21 protein-coding genes are annotated in these 25,023 nt (G+C 44.6%); 14 read left to right on the forward strand and 7 right to left on the reverse strand.

The window, feature by feature from the left end; translation table 11 throughout:
• The first annotated feature begins 104 nt into the window (after positions 1 to 104).
• From QQL36_RS12545 to QQL36_RS12555, 3 genes are all read left to right on the forward strand, one after another.
• Positions 105 to 1,364: a dicarboxylate/amino acid:cation symporter gene (locus tag QQL36_RS12545; RefSeq protein ID WP_321569882.1), complete on the forward strand. Its 1,260-nt coding sequence runs from the start codon at positions 105 to 107 to the stop codon at positions 1,362 to 1,364.
• Between the two features lie 87 nt (positions 1,365 to 1,451).
• On the forward strand, positions 1,452 to 2,117 hold the full coding sequence (locus QQL36_RS12550; protein ID WP_083720975.1) for a DedA family protein: 666 nt from the start codon (positions 1,452 to 1,454) through the stop codon (positions 2,115 to 2,117).
• A gap of 17 nt (positions 2,118 to 2,134) precedes the next feature.
• Positions 2,135 to 3,373: an MFS transporter gene (locus QQL36_RS12555; protein ID WP_083720972.1), complete on the forward strand. Its 1,239-nt coding sequence runs from the start codon at positions 2,135 to 2,137 to the stop codon at positions 3,371 to 3,373.
• Between the two features lie 74 nt (positions 3,374 to 3,447).
• Here QQL36_RS12555 and QQL36_RS12560 read toward each other — a convergent pair whose 3' ends face one another.
• From QQL36_RS12560 to QQL36_RS12570, 3 genes are all read right to left on the reverse strand, one after another.
• Positions 3,448 to 3,909, reverse strand: coding sequence for a MarR family winged helix-turn-helix transcriptional regulator (locus tag QQL36_RS12560; RefSeq protein WP_083720970.1), 462 nt, complete (start codon positions 3,907 to 3,909; stop codon positions 3,448 to 3,450).
• Between the two features lie 260 nt (positions 3,910 to 4,169).
• Positions 4,170 to 5,108 carry a malate dehydrogenase gene (gene mdh, locus QQL36_RS12565; protein WP_083720968.1) on the reverse strand — a complete coding sequence of 313 codons (939 nt, stop codon included), beginning with the start codon at positions 5,106 to 5,108 and terminating at the stop codon, positions 4,170 to 4,172.
• A 75-nt stretch (positions 5,109 to 5,183) separates the two neighbouring features.
• Complete coding sequence (locus QQL36_RS12570) at positions 5,184 to 5,696, reverse strand: TlpA family protein disulfide reductase (RefSeq protein ID WP_179090981.1); 513 nt, start codon at positions 5,694 to 5,696, stop codon at positions 5,184 to 5,186.
• A 355-nt stretch (positions 5,697 to 6,051) separates the two neighbouring features.
• Here QQL36_RS12570 and efp point away from each other — a divergent pair, with 355 nt between their 5' ends.
• The 3 genes from efp (at position 6,052) to accC (ending at position 8,615) form a co-directional block, all read left to right on the forward strand.
• Positions 6,052 to 6,618 (forward strand): elongation factor P, encoded by a 567-nt coding sequence (gene efp / locus QQL36_RS12575; protein WP_083720963.1) that lies wholly within the window; start codon positions 6,052 to 6,054, stop codon positions 6,616 to 6,618.
• Between the two features lie 58 nt (positions 6,619 to 6,676).
• The gene (gene accB / locus QQL36_RS12580) at positions 6,677 to 7,165 is read left to right on the forward strand and encodes an acetyl-CoA carboxylase biotin carboxyl carrier protein (protein ID WP_083720961.1); all 489 of its coding nucleotides are present in this window, start codon (positions 6,677 to 6,679) and stop codon (positions 7,163 to 7,165) included.
• Between the two features lie 112 nt (positions 7,166 to 7,277).
• Complete coding sequence (accC, locus tag QQL36_RS12585; RefSeq protein ID WP_083720959.1) at positions 7,278 to 8,615, forward strand: acetyl-CoA carboxylase biotin carboxylase subunit; 1,338 nt, start codon at positions 7,278 to 7,280, stop codon at positions 8,613 to 8,615.
• Between the two features lie 128 nt (positions 8,616 to 8,743).
• Here the strand turns inward: accC and QQL36_RS12590 are convergent, their stop codons facing one another.
• Positions 8,744 to 10,942 carry a glutamine synthetase III gene (locus tag QQL36_RS12590; protein ID WP_083720957.1) on the reverse strand — a complete coding sequence of 733 codons (2,199 nt, stop codon included), beginning with the start codon at positions 10,940 to 10,942 and terminating at the stop codon, positions 8,744 to 8,746.
• Positions 10,943 to 11,314: 372 nt separating this feature from the next.
• Here QQL36_RS12590 and purL point away from each other — a divergent pair, with 372 nt between their 5' ends.
• On the forward strand, positions 11,315 to 13,570 hold the full coding sequence (purL, locus tag QQL36_RS12595; protein WP_083720955.1) for a phosphoribosylformylglycinamidine synthase subunit PurL: 2,256 nt from the start codon (positions 11,315 to 11,317) through the stop codon (positions 13,568 to 13,570).
• A gap of 683 nt (positions 13,571 to 14,253) precedes the next feature.
• On the opposite strand, the gene QQL36_RS12600 is transcribed toward purL, so the two are convergent.
• A complete protein-coding gene (locus QQL36_RS12600) occupies positions 14,254 to 15,495 on the reverse strand; it encodes an aminotransferase class I/II-fold pyridoxal phosphate-dependent enzyme (RefSeq protein ID WP_083720953.1) in 1,242 nt (413 codons plus the stop codon).
• A 105-nt stretch (positions 15,496 to 15,600) separates the two neighbouring features.
• Here QQL36_RS12600 and pafA point away from each other — a divergent pair, with 105 nt between their 5' ends.
• From pafA to QQL36_RS12615, 3 genes are all read left to right on the forward strand, one after another.
• A complete protein-coding gene (gene pafA, locus QQL36_RS12605) occupies positions 15,601 to 17,280 on the forward strand; it encodes an alkaline phosphatase PafA (RefSeq protein ID WP_321569883.1) in 1,680 nt (559 codons plus the stop codon).
• 262 nt (positions 17,281 to 17,542) lie between these two features.
• Entirely contained in the window at positions 17,543 to 18,322 is a 780-nt protein-coding gene (locus QQL36_RS12610) for an enoyl-CoA hydratase/isomerase family protein (protein ID WP_083720948.1), read from the forward strand.
• Positions 18,323 to 18,453: 131 nt separating this feature from the next.
• Entirely contained in the window at positions 18,454 to 19,107 is a 654-nt protein-coding gene (locus tag QQL36_RS12615) for a hypothetical protein (protein WP_083720946.1), read from the forward strand.
• A 231-nt stretch (positions 19,108 to 19,338) separates the two neighbouring features.
• Here QQL36_RS12615 and QQL36_RS12620 read toward each other — a convergent pair whose 3' ends face one another.
• On the reverse strand, positions 19,339 to 19,719 hold the full coding sequence (locus tag QQL36_RS12620) for a hypothetical protein (protein WP_083720944.1): 381 nt from the start codon (positions 19,717 to 19,719) through the stop codon (positions 19,339 to 19,341).
• A gap of 322 nt (positions 19,720 to 20,041) precedes the next feature.
• Here QQL36_RS12620 and QQL36_RS12625 point away from each other — a divergent pair, with 322 nt between their 5' ends.
• The 3 genes from QQL36_RS12625 to aroE all read left to right on the forward strand — a co-directional run bounded on the left by QQL36_RS12625 (position 20,042) and on the right by aroE (position 23,293).
• Positions 20,042 to 21,475 carry a tetratricopeptide repeat protein gene (locus QQL36_RS12625; RefSeq protein ID WP_321569884.1) on the forward strand — a complete coding sequence of 478 codons (1,434 nt, stop codon included), beginning with the start codon at positions 20,042 to 20,044 and terminating at the stop codon, positions 21,473 to 21,475.
• Positions 21,476 to 21,781: 306 nt separating this feature from the next.
• Positions 21,782 to 22,546, forward strand: a complete 765-nt coding sequence (locus QQL36_RS12630) for a phosphosulfolactate synthase (RefSeq protein ID WP_083720942.1) — start codon at positions 21,782 to 21,784, stop codon at positions 22,544 to 22,546.
• 6 nt (positions 22,547 to 22,552) lie between these two features.
• Entirely contained in the window at positions 22,553 to 23,293 is a 741-nt protein-coding gene (gene aroE / locus QQL36_RS12635; RefSeq protein ID WP_321570549.1) for a shikimate dehydrogenase, read from the forward strand.
• A 181-nt stretch (positions 23,294 to 23,474) separates the two neighbouring features.
• Here the strand turns inward: aroE and QQL36_RS12640 are convergent, their stop codons facing one another.
• Positions 23,475 to 24,272, reverse strand: coding sequence for a class I SAM-dependent methyltransferase (locus QQL36_RS12640; protein WP_083721261.1), 798 nt, complete (start codon positions 24,270 to 24,272; stop codon positions 23,475 to 23,477).
• 43 nt (positions 24,273 to 24,315) lie between these two features.
• On the opposite strand from QQL36_RS12640, the gene truB reads away from it, so the two are divergent.
• A complete protein-coding gene (truB, locus tag QQL36_RS12645) occupies positions 24,316 to 25,002 on the forward strand; it encodes a tRNA pseudouridine(55) synthase TruB (protein ID WP_321569885.1) in 687 nt (228 codons plus the stop codon).
• Positions 25,003 to 25,023 lie beyond the last annotated feature (21 nt).

Consider the following 25,023-nt stretch of genomic DNA (forward strand, 5'->3'; position numbering starts at 1 on the left):
AGGCATCAATTTTATAAAATGACACACAACTTTAGATGAACAGCGTTATTTTTGAGGGATTTTTATCACTTTATATAATTTATTAATATAAAAAGCACCGCTGCATGAAGAAAACCAACCGCCTTACCTTGTATATTTTTATAGCAATGGTACTGGGGATATTGACAGGTTATTTGGTGAATATTGCTTATTCGGGTAAAGATGGTGGGCAAGTTACTGTTGGAAAGTTCGTAGAAAACGTATCGATACTGACCAGTGTTTTCCTACGCCTGGTTAAAATGATCATTGCTCCGCTGGTATTTACCACGCTGGTAGTAGGTATCGCCAAGTTAGGGGATATTAAGGCCGTAGGCCGTATTGGAGGTAAGACCATGTTATGGTTTATAACAGCTACTTTCGTTTCCCTGTTTCTGGGATTGATCCTGGTAAACATATTGAAACCTGGTGCTGACATGCACCTGGTGGATAAACATGCAGATACCGGTATTAAAGCGGCAGATATGACCCTGAGAGGTTTTTTCGAGCACGTGTTTCCGGATAGCGTAGTGAATGCAATGGCACACAACGAGATCCTGCAGATTGTAATATTTGCATTGTTTTTTGGTGTGGCTACTGCAGCAGTAGGGGAACTGGGCCAGATTGTGATCAAGTTCCTGGATAGTGTAGCGCATATTATGCTCAAGGTAACCGGGTATGTAATGAACTTTGCACCATTTGCCGTATTTGGTGCTATGGCAGCCACGATTGCAGAGAAGGGGGCCGGGATACTCAAAACCTACGGTATATTTATCGGCGAGTTCTATATGGGGCTTGGTACCCTGTGGCTTGTACTGGCAGGGGTAGGTTGCCTGATATTGGGTAAGCGTGGTTTGGATCTCCTGAAAAGGATCAAGAATCCGGCATTGCTGGCGTTCAGTACTGCCAGCAGTGAGGCTGCTTATCCTAAGGTGATGGAAGAACTGGAAGGATTTGGTGCTGACAATCGTATTGTGAGCTTTGTACTGCCACTGGGTTATTCCTTCAACCTGGATGGTTCTATGATGTATATGACCTTTGCGAGTCTCTTTATTGCACAGGCTTATGATATGCACCTGGGCATCGAGCAGCAGTTCTCTATGTTGCTGGTATTGATGATCACCAGTAAAGGGATAGCCGGGGTACCAAGGGCGTCGCTGGTAGTGATAGCAGGCACTCTGTCTATGTTTAAGATTCCTGACGAGGGATTATTGCTGTTGCTGGGGGTAGACCACCTGCTGGATATGGGCCGTTCTGCTACCAACGTAATTGGAAATGCGATGGCGACTGGCGTAGTATCAAAATGGGAGGGTGCACTGGCGGAGCCAAGAACTAATCCTGAACTATAACATAGAGATAACGTTTAAATCCTTATTTTGCTTCCGCGGCGATTCCGCAGGGCAAGACCTTAAATTAGTGGAGATTATACAAAGCATATGGACCAGTTTTTAGAACTATTCAAGCATCTTATTAACCCGGCATGGATCATTGAGCATGGTGGATTGTACCTGTTATTGATTATCATTTTTGCAGAAACGGGTCTGTTTGTAGGATTCTTCCTTCCCGGCGATTCACTGTTATTCCTCGCGGGATTTTACGGCACTATGTTGAGCGAGAGTTTTTATAATACGCCTTTGATTGTGATAATGACGATGGTGGCGGTTGCTGGTATATTAGGAAATGCGGTTGGTTTCTGGATTGGCCGGAAATCGGGGCCACTATTATTTAGTAGAAAAGATACCCTCTTCTTTAAAAAGAAGCACTTATACCAGGCCAAGGAATTGTATGACAAGCATGGCGGCGGGGCTATTTTCCTTGCCCGCTTTATGCCGATTGTACGCACATTTGCTCCGATAGTTGGGGGTATTGTACAGATGGACAAGAAGAAATTCATGTTTTACAATATCGTCAGTTCATTTGTATGGGTGTTTTCCATGATGCTGGCGGGTCATTACCTGGGTAAAGCATTTCCTGGGCTGCAGAAGCACCTGGAACTGATCATTATTATACTTATACTTATTACCACATTGCCTGTTTTAATAAAATTATTTTTCGGTAAAACGAAGCATCATGCGCCACCGCATGCGGATGTGAATGAATAATTATCTTTAAAATCCTCATGAAACCAGACTCGAAAAATTCCACCATCTTCAATGTTGCCGTATTGGTGGCATCATTGGGTTATTTCGTAGATATCTACGACTTATTACTATTTACCATAGTACGGGTGCCCAGCCTGAAATCACTGGGTGTATCACAGGATGAGATTGACAAGGGTATCGGCGTCTGGCTGATGAATATCCAGATGATAGGGCTGCTGTTAGGCGGTATCATGTGGGGCATCATTGCGGATAAGAGAGGACGGCTCCGGGTATTATTCGGTTCTATTCTTTTGTATTCAGTGGCCAATATTGCCAATGGCTTTGTACAGACTACGATGGCGTATTCCTTCTGGAGGTTTGTAGCTGGGGTAGGTCTGGCTGGTGAACTGGGGGCTGGTATAACCCTGGTAGCGGAAATACTGCCAAAGGAAAAGCGAGGCTATGGTACAATGATCGTAGCAACCGTTGGGGTTTCTGGTGCTATAGCGGCAAATCTGATTGCAAAGCTGGTACCTGACTGGCGGTATTGTTATTTCATTGGTGGTGGTTTGGGGTTAGTGTTGTTATTACTGAGGATCAGTGTGATGGAATCTGGTATGTTCCATGCGGCAGCTACGGACAATTCGGTAAAGAGAGGGAATATATTTGCGCTGATAAATAACCGGGAGCGGTTTATTAAATACCTGAAATGCATCATGCTGGGTACACCCACCTGGTTTGTGGTAGGGGTATTGGTAGCATACTCTAATAAGTTTGCGGTCGAAATGGGGGTAAAGGACCCGATAGCGCCTGGCGATGCTATTGCCTTTTGCTATGCGGGGCTGGTATTGGGTGATTTTGTCACGGGCTGGGTGAGTCAGTTGTGGAAAAGCCGGCGAAAGGTCATGATCCTGTTCCTGTTACTCACCACCATTTTTACGGTTGTCTACCTCCATCAATCGGGTACCAGCAAGACCTTCTTCTTTACGGTTTGCTTCTTACTTGGTTTCAGTGTTGGGTTCTGGGCGATATTCGTAACGATAGCGGCGGAGAGTTTTGGTACGAACCTGCGGGCGACGGTAGCGATTACGGTGCCTAACTTTGCGAGGGGGATGCTGGTGTTGATCACGATACTTTTTGGCTGGTTACAGCATTCTTTCAGTTATCTGACCAGTGCGGGAATCGTGGGTCTGATTACGATAGGTTTAGGGTTACTGGCATCTTACCTGGTGCCGGAGACATTTGGAAAGGATTTGAATTACATGGAGACCATCTAAAACAAGAATAGTTGATAAAAAAAGTCCGGATGTACTGAGTACCAATACTCACTCATCCGGGCTTTTTTTTGTTTTTAATACCTCATTAGGATCTTATCTAACAGTAAGTTCAGTTGTTTCGCTTCTTCTTCAGTAAGCGACAGGTTCAGAGAATCTTCCAGGGCGGGAAGGTCTACATCGACTTCATCGAGCAGTGCGAGGCCTTTGGGAGTGATCATGACATCTACTGCACGACGGTCAATTTCGCTTGCTTTTCTTTCTACCAGCCCAGCTTTTCTGAGGCGCTCCACGAGGCGGGAAACGTCGCTCATTTTGTCCAGCATCCTTTCTTTCAAAGTATTGATATTAGCCGCTTTAGGATGTTGTCCCCGCAAAATGCGAAGGATGTTATACTGCTGCATGGTGATGTCAAACTTTTTAAAGAAATGCTGGTGACGGGAAACCAGCCAGTTACCTACGAAGATGAGACCTATTAACCCTTTGTTATACTCGCTGGACCAACTTTTTTGCGAGATCAGTTTTTCTATATTTGACATAAGTGCGCGTATATCGGCTTAAAAATACGATAATTCACTTATGTATAGGGAATGGAAAATAAACGGGGGCACTTAATTGAGTAGTAAAAAATAAAGAGCGCGTATAAAAAAATAAATAAACCTCCTCAGAAGTGCTTACAGTACTACCTATCTGCATTAGGTATCCGAATAAAAAGGGGCCGTATCTTACTTAAGATACGGTCCCTTTGATGATTTGTGGTTTTGGCGGAAGGCCAATTTTAAGATGTTAATAAGTGGAATCAGGCTACAACTTTCATATTGTCAAGTACGTCCATTACTTCTTTTACGTGATCAGCGGAGGTTCTAAGCAGGTTTGTTTCGTCCTGGTCCAACTGTAGTTCTATAATTTTTTCGATACCATTTTTACCCAGTATCACTGGTACACCCAGGTAGATGTCTTTGAGGCCATATTGTCCGGAGAGCCATGCGCAGCAGGGGAAGATGCGTTTTTCGTCTTTCAGTATAGCTTCTACCATCTGGGCTGCTGCGGCGCCGGGTGCGTACCATGCGGAGGTACCCAGTAGGTTTACGATTTCGCCACCACCTACTTTGGTGCGCTGGATGATGGCTTCTAATTTGTCGGGGGCTACCAGTTCAGTGACAGGGATACCTGCCACGGTAGTGTAGCGGGGTAGGGGGACCATGGTATCGCCATGACCGCCCATGAGGATGGCTTGAATGTCTTTGGGAGAGCAGCCAATTTCTTCGGCGAGGAAGGCACGGTAGCGGGCGGTATCCAGGATACCGGCCATACCGAACACTTTGCTGCTGTCTTTACCGGCAGTGAGGTAAGCGCAATACGTCATTACATCGAGTGGGTTGCTAACTACGATGATAATTGCATCAGGGGAATACTGGGAGATATTCTCTGTTACAGACTTTACGATATTGGCATTGGTGTTGATCAGGTCGTCGCGACTCATTCCTGGTTTACGGGGGAGTCCCGACGTAATCACCACCACATCGCTACCGGCTGTCTTCTCATAGTCATTCGTCACCCCCGATATCCTGGTGCTGTAATAGTCAATAGGCGACTGCTGCCATGTATCGAGCGCCTTCCCTTCAGCTGTTCCCTCCTTGATGTCCAATAACACGACTTCCTGTAAAAAATCTCTGTGGACCAGCACATTAGCGCAGGTTGCGCCTACATTGCCAGCTCCTACAACAGTAACTTTCATCGTATACTTTTTATTTTGGTGAAGAATATGAGGATGAACAAATGTAACTAATGCCCGCTGAAGCCGATTTGCAGGCTACTTCAGGAGCTCGGCGAGTTCTTCGATCTTTGCGGTACCTTCAAAACCTTTTACAAACTGACCTTTCTTATCATATACGAAGAGGCCTGGGAAGTAGTGTAGGTTGTAGAAATACATGATCTGGCGGGTGGGTTCGCTGCCCATGGTAATGTTCGGGTAGTTCTTAATATTATAATGGTCATAATATTCTTTCATCAATTCCCGTTTGAACGGTGTCACCATCAGGATCTGTGCTTTTTTGAACTTGTCGATGTTTTTGAGCATTTCTTCTGTCAGGTGTTTGCAATGGTCACAGTCTACACTGAAAACAAAAATCAGGGTTTTGACGTTCTTTTTCAAGTTCTTTTTGGTAATTACCTTTCCGTCAGGGAGGGTAAACTCAAAGGCGGGGGGTGTTGGAAACTGCAGGTAAGGAGGTTGGTCCTGGGCTGCAGTAGTGGTAGTTTTGTTGGATTGTGCATTCATCAAGGCTGGCAGACATAACAATAGTACGATCAGATAGTGCTTCATATAACTCTTTGATTTGAAAATAATATTACAGCTAAAGGTATCGAATTTAAGCATACGTAAAAGGGCCATTTACATGACTGGAAGAACCGGCCTCATACACTGAAATCAATGTTATTCTGGCCTTAAATTGGCTTAAAAAGGGCTCAAAACGCTTACTTTTCCACTTTTTTATAAAAAAATTACTAGATTACCTTCCCTTACACTATGTTTGCATTCCTAAAAAAAATAATAGGTAACATTAGGTCTCTAAATACACTAAAACAAATTAGGAAGCAACGGGTTTTGGGTTTTGCCAGAATGATTACTTTTGCAATCCTTAACGTAAATTTTTAACTTTAAATTAAGTATCCTTTTTATGGCTACCACTGCAGATATCAGAACAGGATTGATAATAAAGCTGGAAAACAGCCTTTATTCTGTTGTAGAGTTTGGTCAGAACAAAACAGCCCGTGCCGCTGCTAAAGTTTGGGCAAAACTGAAGGGTGTTGATAACAGCCGTTCCATCGAGCATACCTGGAACTCCGGTGATACTATCTACCCTGTGCGTGTTGAGAAGAAGGCATTCCAATACTTATATCAGGACGATAGTGGTTACAACTTCATGGATAATGAGACATTCGAGCAGATTGCTTTACCGGCAAGTATTATCGATGCACCTCAGTTCCTGAAAGAAGGCCAGGAAGTAGGAGTTAGTATTAATACGGAAACCGAACAGCCAATGAGTGTGGAATTACCGGATAAAATCGTGGTGAAAGTAACGTATTCTGAGCCAGGTTTGAAGGGTGATACTGCTACACGTACGCTGAAACCTGCCACTGTAGAAGGTGGGGCAACCGTGAATGTTCCTTTGTTCGTAAATGAGGGAGAACTGATCAGAGTAAACACCAAAACGGGTGATTACATTGAGCGTGTAAAAGAATAGTTTTAGTCCATCCAATTATATATCTACTTCAAGCATTTCTAAACCAAAAACTGTCTACATGGATTTTAAACAGATTCAGGAGCTGGTCAAGATGGTCAACAAATCCAACATCAGCGAACTGAGCATTGAGCAGGACAAGTTTAAGATTACAATAAAGCAAAAGGATAACGAAACTCAGCAGGTGATTGCATTGCCAACTATGGCAGCGCCTGTACAGGCAGTTCCTCAGGCAGTTGCTGCTGCGCAGGTTCCTGTATCAGCTCCGGCTGCTGACGCGCCAAAACCAGCTGCTGATGTAAAAGCAGACAACCTGGTAACCATTAAGTCTCCTATGATCGGTACTTTCTACCGCAGCCCTGGTCCTGATAAACCTTTCTTTGTGAATGTAGGTGATGAGGTATCCGCAGGTAAAGTGGTATGTATCATTGAGGCGATGAAGCTTTTCAACGAGATTGAAAGTGAGGTAAGTGGTAAAATCGTAAAAATACTGGTAGATGATGCATCTCCTGTAGAATACGATCAGCCACTGTACCTGGTAGAACCATAAAATTGTTAGTTAAAAGGTTGGAATATTATGAGGTATTGTAGGGATTCCCCTGCTTCATATTGTTCCAACCTTTTAGGCTTATTAACTTTTTTCTTTAACCTATCGAAAAAACATGTTTAAGAAAATATTGATTGCCAACCGTGGAGAGATCGCCTTGCGTATTATACGTACCTGTAAGGAAATGGGCATCAAAACGGTGGCTGTTTATTCTACTGCTGACAAGGACAGTCTTCATGTGAAGTTCGCGGATGAGGCGGTATGTATAGGCAAGCCGCAGAGCAGTGAATCATATCTGAATATCCCTCACTTAATGGCGGCAGCTGAGATCACTAATGCGGATGCCATCCATCCGGGTTATGGATTTTTGGCTGAAAATGCACGTTTTGCAGAGATCTGTGGAGAACACGGCATTAAATTTATCGGCCCTACTCCGGAGATGATCCGTAAGATGGGAGATAAGATGACAGCTAAAGAAACCATGATTGCAGCAGGTGTACCTGTTATTCCGGGTTCCGGCGGTTTATTACAAAGCCTGGAAGAAGCAAGGACACTGGCTAAAGAAATGGGCCTTCCTATCATCCTGAAAGCAACTGCTGGTGGTGGTGGTAAAGGCATGCGTGTAGTTTGGAAAGACGAAGAGCTGGAGAATGCCTACAACATGGCAAAAAATGAGGCCCGCGCGGCATTCAATAACGATGGTATCTACATGGAGAAATTCGTGGAAGAGCCAAGACATATTGAGATCCAGGTAGCTGGTGACCAGTATGGTAAAGTATGTCACCTGAGTGAGCGTGACTGTTCTATTCAGCGTCGTCACCAGAAGCTGGTTGAAGAGTCTCCTTCTCCGTTCATGACACCTGAGTTGCGTGAGAAGATGGGTGAAGCGGCAATCAAAGCTGCATCAGCGATCAATTATGAGAGCGTAGGTACGATTGAGTTCCTGGTGGATAAGCACAGGAATTTCTACTTCATGGAAATGAATACCCGTATCCAGGTAGAACATGGTGTGACTGAAGAGGTGATCAATTTCGACCTGATTAAAGAGCAGATCAAGATTGCAGCTGGTATTCCTATTTCAGGGAAGAACTATATGCCGGAGATGCACGTAATTGAGTGTCGTATCAATGCGGAAGATCCATACAATGATTTCCGTCCTTCTCCAGGTAAGATCACTGTTTTGCATATTCCTGGTGGTCATGGTGTAAGAGTAGATTCTCACATCTATGCGGGCTATGTAATTCCTCCTTATTATGATTCAATGGTAGCTAAGCTGATTACGATCGCACAGACGAGGGAAGAAGCGATCAGCACCATGGAAAGAGCGCTGAGTGAGTTTGTGATTGAAGGAGTGAAGACAACCATTCCATTCCATCAGCAGCTGATGAGAGATGAGAATTTCAGAAAAGGTAACTTTACAACTAAGTTTACGGAGACGTTTAAGTTAGTGTAAGATATTTTATTAGATAGGGTCCCGGTGGTGCAGACTGCCGGGATTTTTTTATGTGCAAAACCTCTTTAAAACACAAAGCCCCGGGTAAATACCCGGGGCTAATCATACACCAAAACAATCTTACGGTTTTATCGCAAGAAAAGCAGCTCTCTGTACTTAGGCAATGCCCATTGTTTGTCATCTACCAGGAACTCCAGTTTATCGGAGTGGTATCTGATCACATCAAAGTACGGCTTAATTTTTTCACAATAATCTATAGCTTTCTGGCGGCTGTCAGTAACTTTGTTAGTTACTTTGCGCGCTTCAATCATAGCCTGTACGTTCTCACTGATGACGTTAACATGTTCGGCTATTTTGTTAGCAATCTGGGTTTGCGCCTTAACAGATGCATCGCCTAAACCTATTTCTTTCAGACCACGGATGTTAGTGATCAAACTATTCATATAGGTGATTGCTGAAGGCAGGATCGTGTTGGTAGCCAGGTCGCCTATAACGCGGGCTTCGATCTGTACCTTCTTCACATAGTCTTCGAGGAGGATTTCATGACGAGCATGCAGTTCCTTCTCTGTGTAGATACCTACTTCTGTGAACAGTTTAGTAGATTTCTCAGTTACGAAAGCATCCAGAGCCTGAGGAGTAGTTTTTACATTTGGTAAACCTCTCTTCTCGGCTTCTTTTTCCCATTCTTCGCTATAACCGTCGCCTTCGAATAAAACTTTTTCCGAATCTACAATATATTTTCTAAGAGTTTGCATAATCGCAATCTCTTTTTTCTCACCTTTTTCAATCAGGGCATCCACTTCAACCTTGAAGGTAGCGAGGGTTTTAGCCACGATAGTATTCAGCACTGTCATTGCAGAAGCACAGTTAGCAGAAGAACCTACGGCACGGAACTCGAACTTGTTACCAGTGAAGGCGAACGGAGAAGTACGGTTACGGTCGGTGTTGTCCAGCATCAGTTCTGGAATGTGACGGTGCAGGTCGAGTTTCAGGATAGCTTCATCCTGCTCATCGAACTTGTTGCTTACGCGGGTTTTTACTTCCTGCAGTACATCGTACAGGTATTTACCTGAGAATACGGAGATGATTGCCGGAGGTGCTTCGTTAGCGCCCAGACGGAAATCGTTGCTTGGAGAAGCGATAGAAGCTCTCATCAGGTCAGCGTAGTCATGAACAGCCTTGATCGTATTAACGAAGAAAGTCAGGAACATCAGGTTGGTCTTTGGAGTCTTACCAGGAGCCAGCAGGTTAACGCCGGTGTCGGTAGCCATAGACCAGTTATTGTGTTTACCTGAACCGTTGATACCAGCGAATGGTTTCTCGTGCAGCAGGCATTTCAGTTTGTGACGTTTAGCAACCTTGTTCATCACGTCCATGAGCAGGGAGTTGTGGTCAACTGCGATGTTCACTTCTTCGAAGATAGGCGCACACTCAAACTGAGAAGGAGCTACCTCGTTGTGACGGGTTCTCAAAGGAATACCCAGTTTGTATGATTCCAGTTCGAAATCACGCATGAAAGCGTAAGCACGCTCAGGGATAGAACCAAAGTAATGGTCTTCCAGCTGCTGACCTTTGGAAGGTGCGTGACCAACTACGGTACGACCAGTCATGACCAGGTCAGGACGAGCGTTTGCCAGGTTTTCGTCAACCAGGAAGTATTCCTGTTCCCAACCGAGGGTAGGAGTAACTTTGGTAACGTTTTTATCGAAATAGTTACATACGTCTACAGCAGCTTTGTCGATAGCAGATAATGCTTTCAGCAGAGGTGCTTTGTAATCCAGTGATTCACCGGTGTATGAAACAAATATAGTAGGAATGCAGAGTGTCTTACCAAATCCCTGTTCCAGGATGAATGGAGGGGAGGAAGGATCCCATGCAGTGTAACCACGCGCTTCGAATGTAGCACGCAGACCACCATTAGGGAATGAAGAAGCATCAGGCTCCTGTTGTACCAGAGCGTCGCCGTCAAATGTTTCCAGCGGGGTACCATCACTCTTCAGGGTGAAGAAAGAGTCATGTTTTTCAGCAGTAGTACCAGTTAATGGTTGGAACCAGTGTGTGTAGTGGGTAACACCTTTTCTCATTGCCCAGGCTTTCAGACCGGATGCGATCTGCTCAGCCATTTTACGTTCGATTTTGGTGCCAGCCTTAATTGAGTTCATCAGGCTTTTGTAAGCCTCATCACTCAGGCTTTCCCGCATTGCTTTTCCTGCGAATACATTGCTGCCGAACACTTCGGTGATCTTAGTACCGGTGAGTGCTTCGGATGTGATTTTGGAATCAACGCCAGAAAGGTTTTCCAGCGCGGTGAAGCGTAACGATTGCATGCTGTAAATAATTTTACACAAAAGAACGCTGTTGTGCTTACATAAGCAAGAATTAAATTGATTTTAACTAAAAAATTACATTTTTAGGTTATAAAGGTTAATTATTTTGATTTTTGGTCAAAAAAACGGGGGTGAGTAATCCTTAAACTGATGTATTTAAAAAATAGTAATGTATCAAAAGGGCTTTTTTACTTCAGTAGTGAGTAGAAAAAGGCTTGTTTTGGGTAAAATTACTTAAGTAATTTTTGGGTAAAAGGATATAATTTCCAGTTAAAATGGTAGCTACCAAGAGGTGATTTCCTTGTCAATTGCAGGAAAAACCTGTAGGTTTGCATCTTCTTTTAAATATATCGTACTCATACATCTAGTTACATGCAAACTTCCGTAGAAACTCCAGATAAGTTCTCCCAGACTAGCGTTGAAACTGCTGAACAGCTTGGGCTTACTGCAGACGAATTTGAGCGCATAAAGAACATCCTTGGCCGTACGCCAAACTTCACTGAACTGAGTATGTATTCTGTAATGTGGAGTGAGCATTGCAGTTACAAAAACTCAATCGTGTGGTTAAAAACACTGCCCCGCGATGGGGAGCGCCTGCTGGTAAAGGCAGGTGAAGAGAATGCCGGTCTGGTGGATATAGGCGATGGTTATGCCTGTGTATTCAAAATCGAATCACATAACCACCCCTCCGCTATTGAGCCATTCCAGGGTGCTGCTACCGGTGTAGGTGGTATTCACCGTGATATCTTCACAATGGGTGCCCGTCCGATTGCTGCCTTGAACTCTCTGCGTTTTGGTAATCTGAATGACAAGAAAACACAGCACCTGCTGAAAGGTATTGTTCATGGTATCGGTCATTATGGCAACTGCTTTGGTGTGCCTACTGTGGCTGGTGAGACTTACTTCGAAGATTGCTATGGTACTAACCCGCTTGTAAACGCGATGAGCGTTGGAGTGGTGAAAGTAGGCCAGACAGTATCTGCTACTTCTTATGGTGCTGGCAACCCTGTATTCATCGTAGGTTCTGCAACCGGTAAAGATGGTATAGGCGGTGCTTCTTTCGCAAGTGCGAATATCACCGAAGACAGCGTGGAAGATCTGCCTTCCGTACAGGTAGGAGATCCATTCCAGGAAAAGAAACTGCTGGAAGCATGTCTTGAAATCATTCCAACCGGAGCTCTGGTAGGTATGCAGGACATGGGCGCAGCTGGTATCACCTGTTCTACCGCAGAAATGAGTGCGAAAGGAGAACATGGTATGATTATCCACCTGGATAAGGTACCTACCCGCCAGCAGAATATGAAAGCATGGGAAATGCTGCTGAGCGAAAGCCAGGAGAGAATGCTGATCGTATTGCACAAAGGCCAGGAAGCCGAAGTGCTGAAAATATTTGAGAAATGGGACCTGCATTGCGTGCAGATTGGTGAAGTAACTACCGACAAGTCACTGAAGTTCTATATGAACGATGTGCTGGAAGCTGATGTACCTGCAGAAAGCCTGGTACTGGGTGGTGGTGCTCCTCAATATCACCGCGCTTATACCGAGCCTGTTTACTTCGAAAAAATCAAAGCCTTCAGTATCCAGAACATTCCGGATACCCTGCATGCACAGTTTGCGGCAGAAAGGCTGGTAAAGCTGCCTAACATCGCTTCCAAACGCTGGATCTATACCCAGTATGACAGCATGGTAGGTGCAGCGAATGCCTCTACAAACGCGCCAAGTGATGCGGCTATCGTAACCGTAAAAGGCACGAAGAAAGTACTGGCTGTAACTACTGACTGTAACAGCCGTTTTGTATATGCTGACCCTCACATCGGTGGTCAGATCGCTGTAGCCGAAGCTGCCCGCAACATCGTATGTAGTGGTGGCGAGCCTGTAGCAATTACAAACTGTCTGAACTTCGGTAACCCTTACGATCCTGAAGTATACTACCAGTTCGTACATGCTATTAAAGGTATGGGTGAAGCCTGCCGTAAATTCAATACCCCTGTTACAGGTGGTAACGTGAGCTTCTACAACCAGTCTCCTGATGGCGCTGTATATCCTACGCCTACTATCGGTATGCTGGGTATCCTGGATAGCATCGAAGACCGTATGACCCTGAACTTCAAAGAAGCTGGTCACCTGGTGTACCTGCTGGGTCGTAGCCGCAATGATATCAACAGTTCTGAATACCTGCACAAACTGATCGGCATTGAATTCAGCCCAGTTCCTCACTTCCACCTGGAAGAAGAAGCACAGCTGCAAAATGCCATCACCAAGCTGAATAAAGCAGGTTTGATTCAGTCTGCACACGATGTGAGCGAAGGTGGTCTGTTCATTACCCTGCTGGAAAGCGCTATGTCTTCCGGATTAGGTTTTGACGTACATACCAATGCTAACTTCCGTAAGGATGCTTACCTGTTTGGTGAAAGCCAGAGCCGTGCGGTAGTCACTGTAAGACCTGAGGATAAAGAGAAATTCGAAGCTTTGCTCCATGGACTGGTAGATGCAACTGAATACTCTGTCAGGTATGAGAAGATTGGTGCCGTGAAAGGTGAACATGTAATTGTAGATGGTGATGACTGGGGTAAAGTGAGCCAGTGGAAAAAACAGTATGATACTGCTATCGAAGGCCATTTAGCATAAGAAACAAGCTTGTAAAAGAATATGAGGTGTAACATATATCCCACATGGGTGTTATGTTGCACCTTTTCTCTTTTTTAGCTGTTCATCATACACTTATAAAAAGTAGCCAATTTACTAAATCTTTACTGGTGGCTGGTTTGCCTGAAAAGGAGGTTTTATTGTACGTTGTATTTACTTTAACAACTCATTAACAAAATAGCATCTTCGTGTGAGTTTATATTACCATATGTTAACTATTTTTGATTCAGAGAGATGCAATATACAAGTCCAGTTGTCAGGGGCTTTTTAGTATAAAAATATCCAGGAGTCTTATTGATTCCCATTCTATGAAAACCAATTGTTCTACTTACCATGTCCTAATGAAAGCTAAGTGATTTACACCTAGTGAGAAAGAAAGATTTGTAGAGGAGCTCTTCGTATTAAAACGAAGGGCTCCCTTGTTTTTACGCGCGATCAAATAGCGAAAAAGGGAACTCAGAACTTCGGGACGGCCCCTTCTTATTCGGGTACCAGATGGAGAGAATTCTCGTAGATGCAATTCTCATAGCCTTCCTGTTACTTACGATACATCCCCTTTTTTCACGCGGGCGTTGGCCTGCGGCCGACTGGGAAAACGTTATTGATATATGCAAAAAGCCCTGATCATTTGGGTGATCAGGGCTTTTGCTTTATTAATTATAACCTTATATCATTGGTATTTCAGCTACATTATACACCTTCTTATCCAGCTTCTCTTTCGTTTCGCTGAATGCCTTCAACGTCAGCTCGATGTCCTCATCGTTATGCGCTGCTGTTGGAATCAGGCGGTAAATGATCTGTCCCTTAGGAATTACAGGGTATACTACGATAGAGCAGAATACATTATAGTTCTCACGCAGGTCCAGACACATGGCAGTTGCTTCAGGAATATCACCCTGCAGGTAGATCGGCGTTACCGGAGAGTTAGTGCTACCGATGTTGAAACCACGCTCTTTCAGGCCAGACTGTAATTTGTTTACATTAGACCAAAGCTTAGCTTTCAGTTCAGGATGGTTACGCATCAGTTCTACGCGTTTCAGGTGACCAACTACCAGTGGTAATGGAACTGATTTCGCGAAGATCTGGGAGCGCATGTTGTAACGCAGGTAATTGATGATCTGCTTTTCGCCGCTGATGAAAGCACCGATAGAAGCACCGGATTTAGCGAAGGTATTGAACAGCAGGTCAATTTTATCCTGTACACCCTGTTCTTCACCTGTACCTGCACCGGTTTTACCCATTGTACCGAAACCATGTGCATCATCCACTATGAAGCGGAACTCGTACTTGTCTTTCAGGGCAGCGATTTCCTTCAGCTTACCCTGATCGCCCGCCATGCCGAATACGCCTTCAGTGATCACGACGATACCACCAGAGGTACCTTTGATCAGGTCTTCAGCACGTTTCAGTTGTTTTTCCAGGTCTTCGATGTCATTGTGTTTGAACACATAACGGTGACCCTGGTGTAAACGAAGACCGTCGATAATACTGGCGTGACACTCAGCATCGTATACGATCACGTCACGACGGCCGCACACTGCATCGATGGCACTCATGATACCCTGGTAACCATAGTTAAGGAGCGATGTATCTTCCTTGCCCATGAAATCGGATAATTCTTTTTCCAGCTTTTCGTGGTAGTTCGTATTACCACTCATCATACGGGCTCCCATTGGCATGGCGAGACCGAAATCCGCTGCTGCTTTAGCATCTGTAGCACGTACCTCAGGGTGGTTCGCCAGACCCAGGTAGTTGTTCAGACTCCAAACGATTTTCTCATTGCCCCGGAACTTCATACGGGGACCAATTTCACCTTCCAGCTTAGGGAATGCGAAATAACCGTGGGCTCTGTCTGAGTGCTCCCCGATAGGGCCCATGTGTTTCAGCAGTTTCTCGAATATATCCATATGTTAAATAATGATTAATAGTGGTTGTTTTAATTTTGCCACAAAGGTATTAAAATATTAGTTTTTGTAAACTTGGGTTACATTTCAAAATGTTAAAAAAAAATAATGTATAAAAGAATTCTCGGCCCGAAGATTTTAACGATAGCATTAGTTACAGTTAATTGTGTCTTTTTAAATCAGGTAAGTGGCCAAAAAGCTACTTCTCCTAAACCTGGCCAGGCTACTGCCTGGGATAAACCAGCCACGCCGCTATCAGGCCGCCCCAAACTGGTGGTTGGCATTGTGGTGGATCAAATGCGTTGGGACTACCTGTATCGCTTTAACAACCGTTATTCTGATGGTGGCTTCAAACGGATGTTGCGGGAAGGATTCTCCTGCGAAAATACACTAATTAATTATACTCCAACAGTTACGGCCGCGGGTCATACCTGTGTTTATACCGGTTCAGTACCTGCCGTACACGGAATTGTGGGGAATGAATGGTTCAGCCCGGCCTTAAACAGAGAGATTTATTGTGCGGAAGATAGTACGGTAAATACCGTGGGGAGTACTTCCAATGCCGGAAAAATGAGTCCTGAGAATATGCAGGTGACCACGATCGGCGATGAATTGAGGCTGGCTACCAATTTCAAAAGTAAAGTGGTAGGGGTGGCGATTAAGGACAGAGGCTCTATTCTGCCCGCAGGTCATAGCGCTACAGCGGCTTATTGGTATGACGGTACTACCGGCAACTGGATCACCAGTTCTTACTATATGAACCGCCTGCCTGACTGGGTAGAAAATTATAACAGGGAAAAGTGGCCGGCACAATACCTGGAGCATCCATGGAATACCCTGTACCCAATTGAAAGTTATACACAGAGTGCTGAAGATAACAAAGCTTATGAAGGAGCTACCCCCGTTTTTCCACATGACATGAGTGCAAATGCCAATAAAGGAATTGCTGGTACACCATATGGCAATACCATGACCCTGGCTTTTGCCCAGAAAGCGGTAAATGCTTATCGCTTAGGGAATAATGGCGTGACAGATATGCTCACGGTAAGCCTTTCTTCTACTGATTATGTAGGCCACCAGTATGGACCTAACTCTATCGAAGCGGAAGATACGTACCTGAGATTAGATAAAGACCTTGCTGCCTTCTTCAAATACCTGGACGCCACTGTGGGGAAAGGCCAATACCTTGTATTCCTGACTGCCGATCATGGGGTGGCACATGTACCAGGCTTTTCAAGAGAAAATAAATTACCGGGTGGTAGCTGGAGCGTGGCTTCGGATATTAAGCAGATCAATGCCATTGTAAAAGAGCGTTTTGGTGTGGAAAAAGCGGTTATTGGTGCAAGCAATTATCAATTGTACCTCGATCACGATGGTATTGAGAAAGCTGGTAAATCTGTGAAGGATATTGCAGTAGTAGCAGCCAAAGAATTACTGAAAGATACCGCGATTGCAAATGCGTTTCCTTTGTCAGAACTGATGAATGTGATTATCCCGAATCCTTTGAGAAATATGCTTATTAACGGGTACAATGCCAAGAGGAGTGGTGATATTCAATACATTGTTCGTCCTGGTTATATAGAAGGAGGGAAAACCGGTACAACACATGGTTTATGGTATCCTTATGATGCACATATTCCATTGGTCTGGATGGGATGGGGTATACATTCCGGGAAGAGCAACAAGCTCACGGGCATGACGGATATTGCACCTACCATTGCAGCTTTGTTGAGAATACAGATGCCGAGTGGAAATGTGGGGTTGCCAATAGATGCGATAGCTCATTAAAAACGTAATGCTATTAGAAACGTTAAAAACGCTTCTGCTCAAAAGCAGCGGCGTTTTTCTTTTATATTTGGTTTAAACACATAACATTTCTACTTATGAAAACGTTAATTGTTAGCCTGATTCTGTGCCTGTTTCCACACGGATTATGTGCACGACAAACTCCGGTCCCTGGGTGTGTATGCCAGCGTAGGTTACAGATTGAACTAAGTTTGCAGAAATTAGTATATTCATTCAGCGAAACCAGCTTCGCAATAATCGCGAAATGAAATACGAACATATCCTGTATAATGTATCGGGTCGTGTGGCCACACTCACTCTCCACCGCCCTGAAAAGCGCAATGCGTTGAATGCCGCAATGGTAGTAGAATTGCAGGCAGCATTGGATGCAGCTGGCAAAGATGCCGCTGTAAAAGTGATCGTATTAAAAGGTTCCGGAGAGGCGTTTTGCGCCGGTGCGGACCTGGAATCCCTGCAACAATTACAAAAGAATACAAGAGAGGAAAATCTGGCAGATTCCCGTGCTTTGATGGCACTGATGAAAAAGATCTATTACCATGACAAGGTGATCATAGCCCAGGTAGAAGGTCATGCCATTGCAGGCGGCTGTGGGTTAGTGACGTTATGCGACCTGAGTTATGTCGTACCAGAAGCAAAACTGGGCTATACAGAGGTGAAGATCGGTTTTATCCCTGCCCTGGTATCAGTATTCCTTGTACGAAAGATAGGGGAGGGAAGGGCCCGTGAATTACTTTTAACAGGCAGATTGATCACCGCAGCAGAAGCTGCGGGCTATGGTTTGATCACCCAGATGGTACCAGCCGGAGAGATAGCTGCTCTTGTCTCGAAAGTAGCAGAGGATCTCTGTAACAATGCTTCGGGCAATTCGTTAAAAGTAACGAAGCGGTTAATCACCCGGGTATATGACCTGCCACTTGACGAAGCATTGGAACACGCTGCCGCCGAAAATGCCGTAACCCGTGAACATGCTGATTGTCAGCGGGGTATACAGGCTTTCCTGGACAGGCAGAAAATGACATGGTAATCCGGTACGATTTTTTCAATATTACCTATGAAACCGAAGCATGATAATGATCCCTAAACCAATAGGTCAAATGCATGCCAGGCATCCGGTATTTAACCGATAACACTTTTTACACGAAACAATTAACTGTCATGCAAAAAGCTCTTTTCACGTTTTTGTTATTGGTGATGGTCTCTACCAGCCAGTCGTATGCTCAACGACTGGTGTCCGATGCAAAAATTGTATACAATATGCAATCCTCCGGCCAATCGGCTACAGACTCCAGTTTTAAAGGAGGTACGCTCACCCAGTACATGAAAGGTACTCAAAGCCGGGTGGATATAGATTTCAGCGAAGTCCATATCAGCTATCTGATAAATAGCAAGGAAGAATCGGTGGTGACGTTGATCAATAACCATGGGGATAAGTACCTGACCCGGTCCGGAAAGGAGGAATATGAGAAGGAATTGAAGTTGTATGCCGGGGCACAGTTTAAAGATGGGAGTGAAACAAAGAAGATAGCAGGGTATAATTGCCGGAGGGCGACTGCAAAATTACCGGATGGAACGACTTTCGAAGTGTATTATACTACTGATCTACAGCCGGAAAACAGGCAATATAACAGGCGGTTTGTGAATTTGAAGGGGATACCGTTGCAGTTTGAGATATTGAATAAGAATGGGGGGAAGATGACGATGGTAGCCGTGACGGTTGAGTTGAATGCGGTGCCGGGGTCTTATTTTGATGTGCCGAAGGCGGGGTATAAGGAGATCAGCAGGGAGGAACTGGCGAGGATGGGTAGTTGATGAAATAGTTAATTGAATAGCATAACACAAAGGCGAAGGCTCCGGTTATACCGGAGCCTTCGCCTTTTTACCAACCACCCCAAGTGCGGGTTCACGCCCAAGGCGTGAACCCGCACTTGGGGTGGTTGGGGCTGCGAACGGCCGAACCGCAAAGCCATACCCATAATGGCTATAAACGAAAATGCCCCGGTATACCGGGGCATTTTCCTAATGCGCTATATTCAAATGAAATTAGTTCTTTCTAAGAGGCAGAATAATCTGCAAATGATGGTAGCCCATGTTGGATGGCTGTTGGATCTGAGCAGCATAAGGCAGGACATACGTCACATTCCCCTGCTTAATCGTCATGGTAGACTTAAAGTTCCATGAGGCATTATCGTCAGACAACTTAAAGCCTGCATTGATCGCATTGAAGCGATAACCTGCATCCAGGCTCAGATTTGCCTTAGGCATTGCGCTAAGGGAGAGCTTTTCTTCAGCCTTCTTTCCTTTGTCTTTATTATCGTTTGTAATATTATCACTGGCGAATGCGCTGGTGGCTACCAGAGCCATAACACCGGCCAACAAAAAAGACAATGAAAAGGTCTTAAATATGTTAGTAATCTGTTTCATTGTAACACAAATGTACAAACTTTTTTATATATTTTATAACACTTCCTTAACGAAGTTAGTAAAAATTTCTTAAAGTTATGTTAAACTATGTTAAATATGCTGATAATCAGATAAGACTTTCTTTTATTCCTGTAGCTTGATCCTGCGGCAGGATTTTTGCCACCTAAGATATGAATAGCTGACATCGGTAGGGATAGTTTTAACATTCTTTTGACTCATAATTTTGTTAAAAGATTAATGCTAGCAAAGGAAAATTTTCAGAGATAGCGACTGCATGCCTGGCGCTAAGCTGAGGAATCAAAAAATACTTATATTTACATTAATGAATCAAGACTTCCCATTTTTAAACGATGATTTTGAGGAGATAAGAGACTTGTTACAGCAGTTTGAAAACCTGAAATCCGGACAGTCTCACAGTTTCCTTGATGAGGATTCCTTCGAACTGATCATAGACTACTATGATGAGCATGATGAACTCCCCAATGCAATGCAAGCGGCCGAACTGGCTATCGAACAGTTCCCGTACTCTTCGACACTTCTACTCAAAAAAGCCAATCTTTTAATAGAATCCAAAAAATACCAGGAGGCCATGGAACTGCTGGAAAAAGCGGCCATCCTCGACAGCACTGATATCAACCTTTACATCCTGCAAACCGACGTTTACCTGGCTATGAACCAGCACCAGAAGGCAGCTGCCCTGCTGGAAGAACAGATCAGCGTGTTTGACGGAGATGATAAAACGGAACTATTACTTGAGCTGGCTGATGTGTATGACGATTGTGAGGAGTTCGACAAAGTGTTCGAATGCCTGAAACTGACCCTGGAGCATGCGCCAAACAACGAAGAAGCGCTGCACAAGATCTGCTTCTGGACAGAATTTACCGGTCGTAACGAAGAAAGTATCCGCCTCCATACCGGCATTATCAATGAGCATCCATACAACCAGCTGGCCTGGTTTAACCTGGGTACGGCTTACCAGGGGCTCAAACTGTATGAAAAGGCAATAGACGCCTACCAGTACGCCATCGTTATTGATGAAAAATTCGACTATGCTTACCGGAATATGGGCGATGCCTTCATCCGCCTCCGCAAGTATGCCGATGCCATCGATGTGCTGAAAAAGCACCTGGAAATCGCTAAGCCTGAGGACGTGATCTATGAAGCCATCGGTCACTGCTACGATCGCCAGAAAAAATATACACAGGCCAGGTACTACTACCGCAAGGCATCGCACCTGAGCCCCAGCAACGATAAATTGTATTACAAGATCGGCGCTGCCTACATTATGGAGAATAACTGGGAAAATGCCATTAAATCCATTCTGAGCGCCATCAAGATAAATAAGAACAATGCTGAGTACCTGATGGCACTGGGCAATTGCTACATGGAACTGGACCGCCACAAAGAGGCCCTGATCCACCTGCTGGCAGCTGTACGCCTCCGTCCAGCCAGCGCTAATACCTGGCTGGAATTTATAGCCGGGCTGTACCGCTCTGGTTTCTACGAAGAAGCCATGACCCAGCTGGAAGCGGCTACCCGAAAAGTAGGTCAGAAGCCGGTGTTCTTATATTGCAAGGCAGCCATCAGCATCGCTACCGGCCAGCACAAAGAAGGCCTGTTGCTACTGGAAAATGCCCTGCAGGAATCACCTAAGTACCTGAAAAAGATGCTGGTGATTGATCCTACCCTGTTGCAATACCCAGGAGTGCTGGAACTGGTGGGCAAGTACAAACCGGTAAGGAAAAGAAAGAAGTGATCTTCCCTGAAATAGGACAAAAAGCGCTTATGCCCATAGGTATAAGCGCTTTTTTTGTACATAAATAGTGTTAGTAATTAACCACTTAGCATATAAGGTCTTGTGTTTTTAAATAGAAATCACTTATTTGGGGCCTGTTTGCCGGGAATGTGTTAATTTCGCGCCGGTTTTATATATAGCTATTATTTATCTTGGGTAAGTTACTATTCCATACCGCAACACAAAAACTGACCAACGTGCGTTCCGGCTGTCGGCCAAAACTGTATGCCAGGAATGCCAACCAAGAAGACGATAAAAATGTTTCAAATGAATTTTAATCTGACACAAATTCCAGAACGTACGGCGAAACCGCGTAATTATGGCCTAACCATGGTAATGGACAAAGGTCTGAGTCTGCAGGAAGCTAAGAATTTCTTATCGATTTCGGCACCGCATGTCGATATCTTAAAGCTGGGATTTGGTACATCATTCGTGACACCGAACCTGCGTGAAAAGATTGAGGTGTATCAGGCAGCTAATATTCCTGTGTATTTCGGGGGTACCTTATTTGAAGCATTCCTTATCCGTAACCAGATCGACGATTTTATCAGTGTGATCAAGGATTATGGTATCAGGCATGTTGAAGTATCCGATGGTTCTATCACCATTCCACATGCTGAAAAGTGTGGTTATATCGAGAAACTGTCCAAGATCTCAACTGTATTGAGCGAAGTTGGTTCTAAAGACGCTGAGCACATTATTCCTCCCTATAAATGGATTGAGCTGATGAATGCTGAGCTGAGCGCTGGTGCCAGCTACGTAATCGCTGAAGCAAGAGAAAGCGGTAACGTAGGTATCTATCGCGGATCCGGTGAAGTAAGAGAAGGTCTGGTACAGGAGATCCTGACCCAGGTCCCATCTGAAAAGATTATATGGGAAGCTCCTCAGAAAGCACAACAGCTGTACTTCCTGGAACTGATTGGTTGCAACGTGAACCTGGGTAACCTGGCTCCTTCTGAAGTAATCGCGCTGGAAGCAATGAGAGTAGGTCTAAGAGGTGATACTTTCCACCTGTATTTAGATAAAGCTTAATTAGTGATGAAGGTATATGGTCTGATAGGATACCCGCTGAGCCATTCTTTTTCCAAAGGTTTCTTTGCGGAAAAGTTTGCCAGAGAAGGCATCCTGGGATGCGTGTATGACAGCTTTTCACTGCCGGCTATTACTGAGTTGACACCATTAATGGCACAATACGGTGAGGAGCTACAGGGGTTAAATGTCACCATTCCTTACAAGGAAGCAGTGATCCCTTACCTGGATGAACTGAGTCCTGCTGCGGCCAAAATGAAAGCGGTGAATTGTATCCGTTTTATCAATGGCCGCAGGATCGGGCATAATACCGATGCCATCGGGTTCAGGCGTTCCCTGGAACCGTTGCTGCAACCCCATCACAACAAAGCACTGGTATTGGGTACCGGTGGCGCTGCCAAAGCCGTACAATATGTACTGGAAGCGCTGAATATCCCTTATCAGTTAGTAAGCAGACAGGCAGGTCCTCAAAACATCACTTATAGTGACATTACTGCCGATGTGATCGCGACACATACCCTGATCATTAATACAACGCCGCTGGGCATGTACCCACATGTAGATGCAGCACCTGCATTGCCTTACGAGCTGATGAATGAGCAACATCTGTTGTACGATCTGATTTACAATCCTGCTATCACCGCCTTCTTACAAAAAGGCGCAGATCGGGGAGCGACAATCAAAAATGGCCATGAGATGCTGATCTTACAGGCAGAGGCGAGCTGGGAAATCTGGAATGAAAAAGTATAAAAATATTTACGGAAGAGGTTATTCACCAACGGGGGATGAAAACCATTTTCAGGAAAAACATTCATGAAAGAGGGAATTCTTCAACTGGGAATGAAAACCATTTTTAAAGAACAGAGGATGTATCAAAGCTGATACATCCTCTGTTCTTTTGGATACCATAATAGCGCCTGATTGGCGCTATTTATGCAACCTTAATGTTGTAATATACGCAGGTCGTAAAGAAATTGCGCACAAAAGGCAATGCCGCAACCGGGCCAAATTGTTTCCTGGGCTTGAGCCCGAACTTGTATTTGTAAATCGGATTGATCAGGTAAAACTGCTTTTTAGAGATCTGATATCCCTGTTGCTTCACAATCTTCTCAAATCTTTCGATAGAGATCCCTGTATCCTTAATTTCCATCAGTTCGTCGATGATGCCCTGTGGTTCACCAAATGCACGCAGCAATCCTTTGTACAGGAAGTTGGGCAGCAGGTGAATATAAGGCATCATATTCAGCACCTTGTTCTGGCAGGTCTGCTGGTGACCGCCATGTGGCATGTACCAGGGGGGAAAGCCAAAATATACCTGTCCCCGTGGGGTGAGCAGGTTTTTCAGATACCCAATGATCTTCGACTGATCCGGAATGTGCTCAATGGCATCTTTGAGAATGATGAGGTCGAAAGAGTGTTTGAACTCTCCCAAAAAATCAACGTCATAAATATTCTTGTTGATCAGTTGCATTTGACCTGCATCTACATATTGCTTCAGGTATTGATGACCCAGGGCAATCTTGTCGTCAGAGAGGTCTACACCCACACAATGACATCCTCTTTCCAGGAAAGGAATTAATACGCCGCCTTCTCCACAGCCGATCTCCATGATCCGGATATCCGGCGTGATGGCCATCGCAGTCTCTATAAATGGCAGGACGTAGTGTACGGAGTTATCAACTTGCTGCTGATACCTAACGTCTGCATTACCGTGTTGTATTAACGACATATGTTTTGAAAATTGTGTGAAAATAGTAAAATATCTTTGCGGCATGAACCAACAAGCAAAAAATAAATACGAAGAAGGACAGGTGATACTGATCAACAAGCCATTGACCTGGACTTCTTTTGATGTGGTGAGGAAAATCAGGAACACGACGAAGGCAAAAACTGGTCATGCAGGTACGCTGGATCCGCTTGCTACCGGGTTGCTGATTTGCTGTACAGGAAAAATGACAAAGAAGATCAATGAGGTGCAGGCACAGGAAAAAGAATATACGGGTACGTTTACTCTCGGAGCGGTAACACCTACTTATGACCTGGAATCGGAACCGACAGATTTTAAACCACTGGATGGTTTGACGCCGGAAATAATTCAGGCTGCAACAACAGAATTCATGGGTGAATTGCAGCAGCTGCCACCTATTCACTCTGCTATCAAGCAGAATGGTAAGCCTATCTATGAGCTCGCACGTAAAGGTGTGGAAGTAAAAGTGGAGCCGAGAAAGGTGTTTATCAAGACTTTTGAAATTACTTCAATAGAATTGCCGGTGGTGCATTTCAGAGTCGAGTGTAGTACGGGTACTTATATCCGTTCATTGGCGAATGACTTTGGTGCGGCGCTGGGAGTGGGTGGATATATGAGTAGTTTGTGCAGAACGAGGATAGGGGAGTTTAAACTGGAGAATGCTTATGGGATGGAGGATTTTATAGAGAAAGTTAAAAGCGAAAATTTATAAAACAAAAACGCTTTCGCCATG

The sequence above is a fragment of the Chitinophaga sp. LS1 genome (assembly GCF_034274695.1).
GTDB lineage: Bacteria > Bacteroidota > Bacteroidia > Chitinophagales > Chitinophagaceae > Chitinophaga.

Bases quoted from the DNA above. Each gene is read 5' to 3' on its own strand.
- QQL36_RS12545 (WP_321569882.1), top strand. From the start codon at position 105: ATGAAGAAAACCAACCGCCTTACCTTGTATATTTTTATAGCAATGGTA.
- QQL36_RS12550 (WP_083720975.1), top strand. From the start codon at position 1,452: ATGGACCAGTTTTTAGAACTATTCAAGCATCTTATTAACCCGGCATGG.
- QQL36_RS12555 (WP_083720972.1), top strand. From the start codon at position 2,135: ATGAAACCAGACTCGAAAAATTCCACCATCTTCAATGTTGCCGTATTG.
- QQL36_RS12560 (WP_083720970.1), bottom strand. From the start codon at position 3,909: ATGTCAAATATAGAAAAACTGATCTCGCAAAAAAGTTGGTCCAGCGAG.
- mdh (WP_083720968.1), bottom strand. From the start codon at position 5,108: ATGAAAGTTACTGTTGTAGGAGCTGGCAATGTAGGCGCAACCTGCGCT.
- QQL36_RS12570 (WP_179090981.1), bottom strand. From the start codon at position 5,696: ATGAAGCACTATCTGATCGTACTATTGTTATGTCTGCCAGCCTTGATG.
- efp (WP_083720963.1), top strand. From the start codon at position 6,052: ATGGCTACCACTGCAGATATCAGAACAGGATTGATAATAAAGCTGGAA.
- accB (WP_083720961.1), top strand. From the start codon at position 6,677: ATGGATTTTAAACAGATTCAGGAGCTGGTCAAGATGGTCAACAAATCC.
- accC (WP_083720959.1), top strand. From the start codon at position 7,278: ATGTTTAAGAAAATATTGATTGCCAACCGTGGAGAGATCGCCTTGCGT.
- QQL36_RS12590 (WP_083720957.1), bottom strand. From the start codon at position 10,942: ATGCAATCGTTACGCTTCACCGCGCTGGAAAACCTTTCTGGCGTTGAT.
- purL (WP_083720955.1), top strand. From the start codon at position 11,315: ATGCAAACTTCCGTAGAAACTCCAGATAAGTTCTCCCAGACTAGCGTT.
- QQL36_RS12600 (WP_083720953.1), bottom strand. From the start codon at position 15,495: ATGGATATATTCGAGAAACTGCTGAAACACATGGGCCCTATCGGGGAG.
- pafA (WP_321569883.1), top strand. From the start codon at position 15,601: ATGTATAAAAGAATTCTCGGCCCGAAGATTTTAACGATAGCATTAGTT.
- QQL36_RS12610 (WP_083720948.1), top strand. From the start codon at position 17,543: ATGAAATACGAACATATCCTGTATAATGTATCGGGTCGTGTGGCCACA.
- QQL36_RS12615 (WP_083720946.1), top strand. From the start codon at position 18,454: ATGCAAAAAGCTCTTTTCACGTTTTTGTTATTGGTGATGGTCTCTACC.
- QQL36_RS12620 (WP_083720944.1), bottom strand. From the start codon at position 19,719: ATGAAACAGATTACTAACATATTTAAGACCTTTTCATTGTCTTTTTTG.
- QQL36_RS12625 (WP_321569884.1), top strand. From the start codon at position 20,042: ATGAATCAAGACTTCCCATTTTTAAACGATGATTTTGAGGAGATAAGA.
- QQL36_RS12630 (WP_083720942.1), top strand. From the start codon at position 21,782: ATGAATTTTAATCTGACACAAATTCCAGAACGTACGGCGAAACCGCGT.
- aroE (WP_321570549.1), top strand. From the start codon at position 22,553: ATGAAGGTATATGGTCTGATAGGATACCCGCTGAGCCATTCTTTTTCC.
- QQL36_RS12640 (WP_083721261.1), bottom strand. From the start codon at position 24,272: ATGTCGTTAATACAACACGGTAATGCAGACGTTAGGTATCAGCAGCAA.
- truB (WP_321569885.1), top strand. From the start codon at position 24,316: ATGAACCAACAAGCAAAAAATAAATACGAAGAAGGACAGGTGATACTG.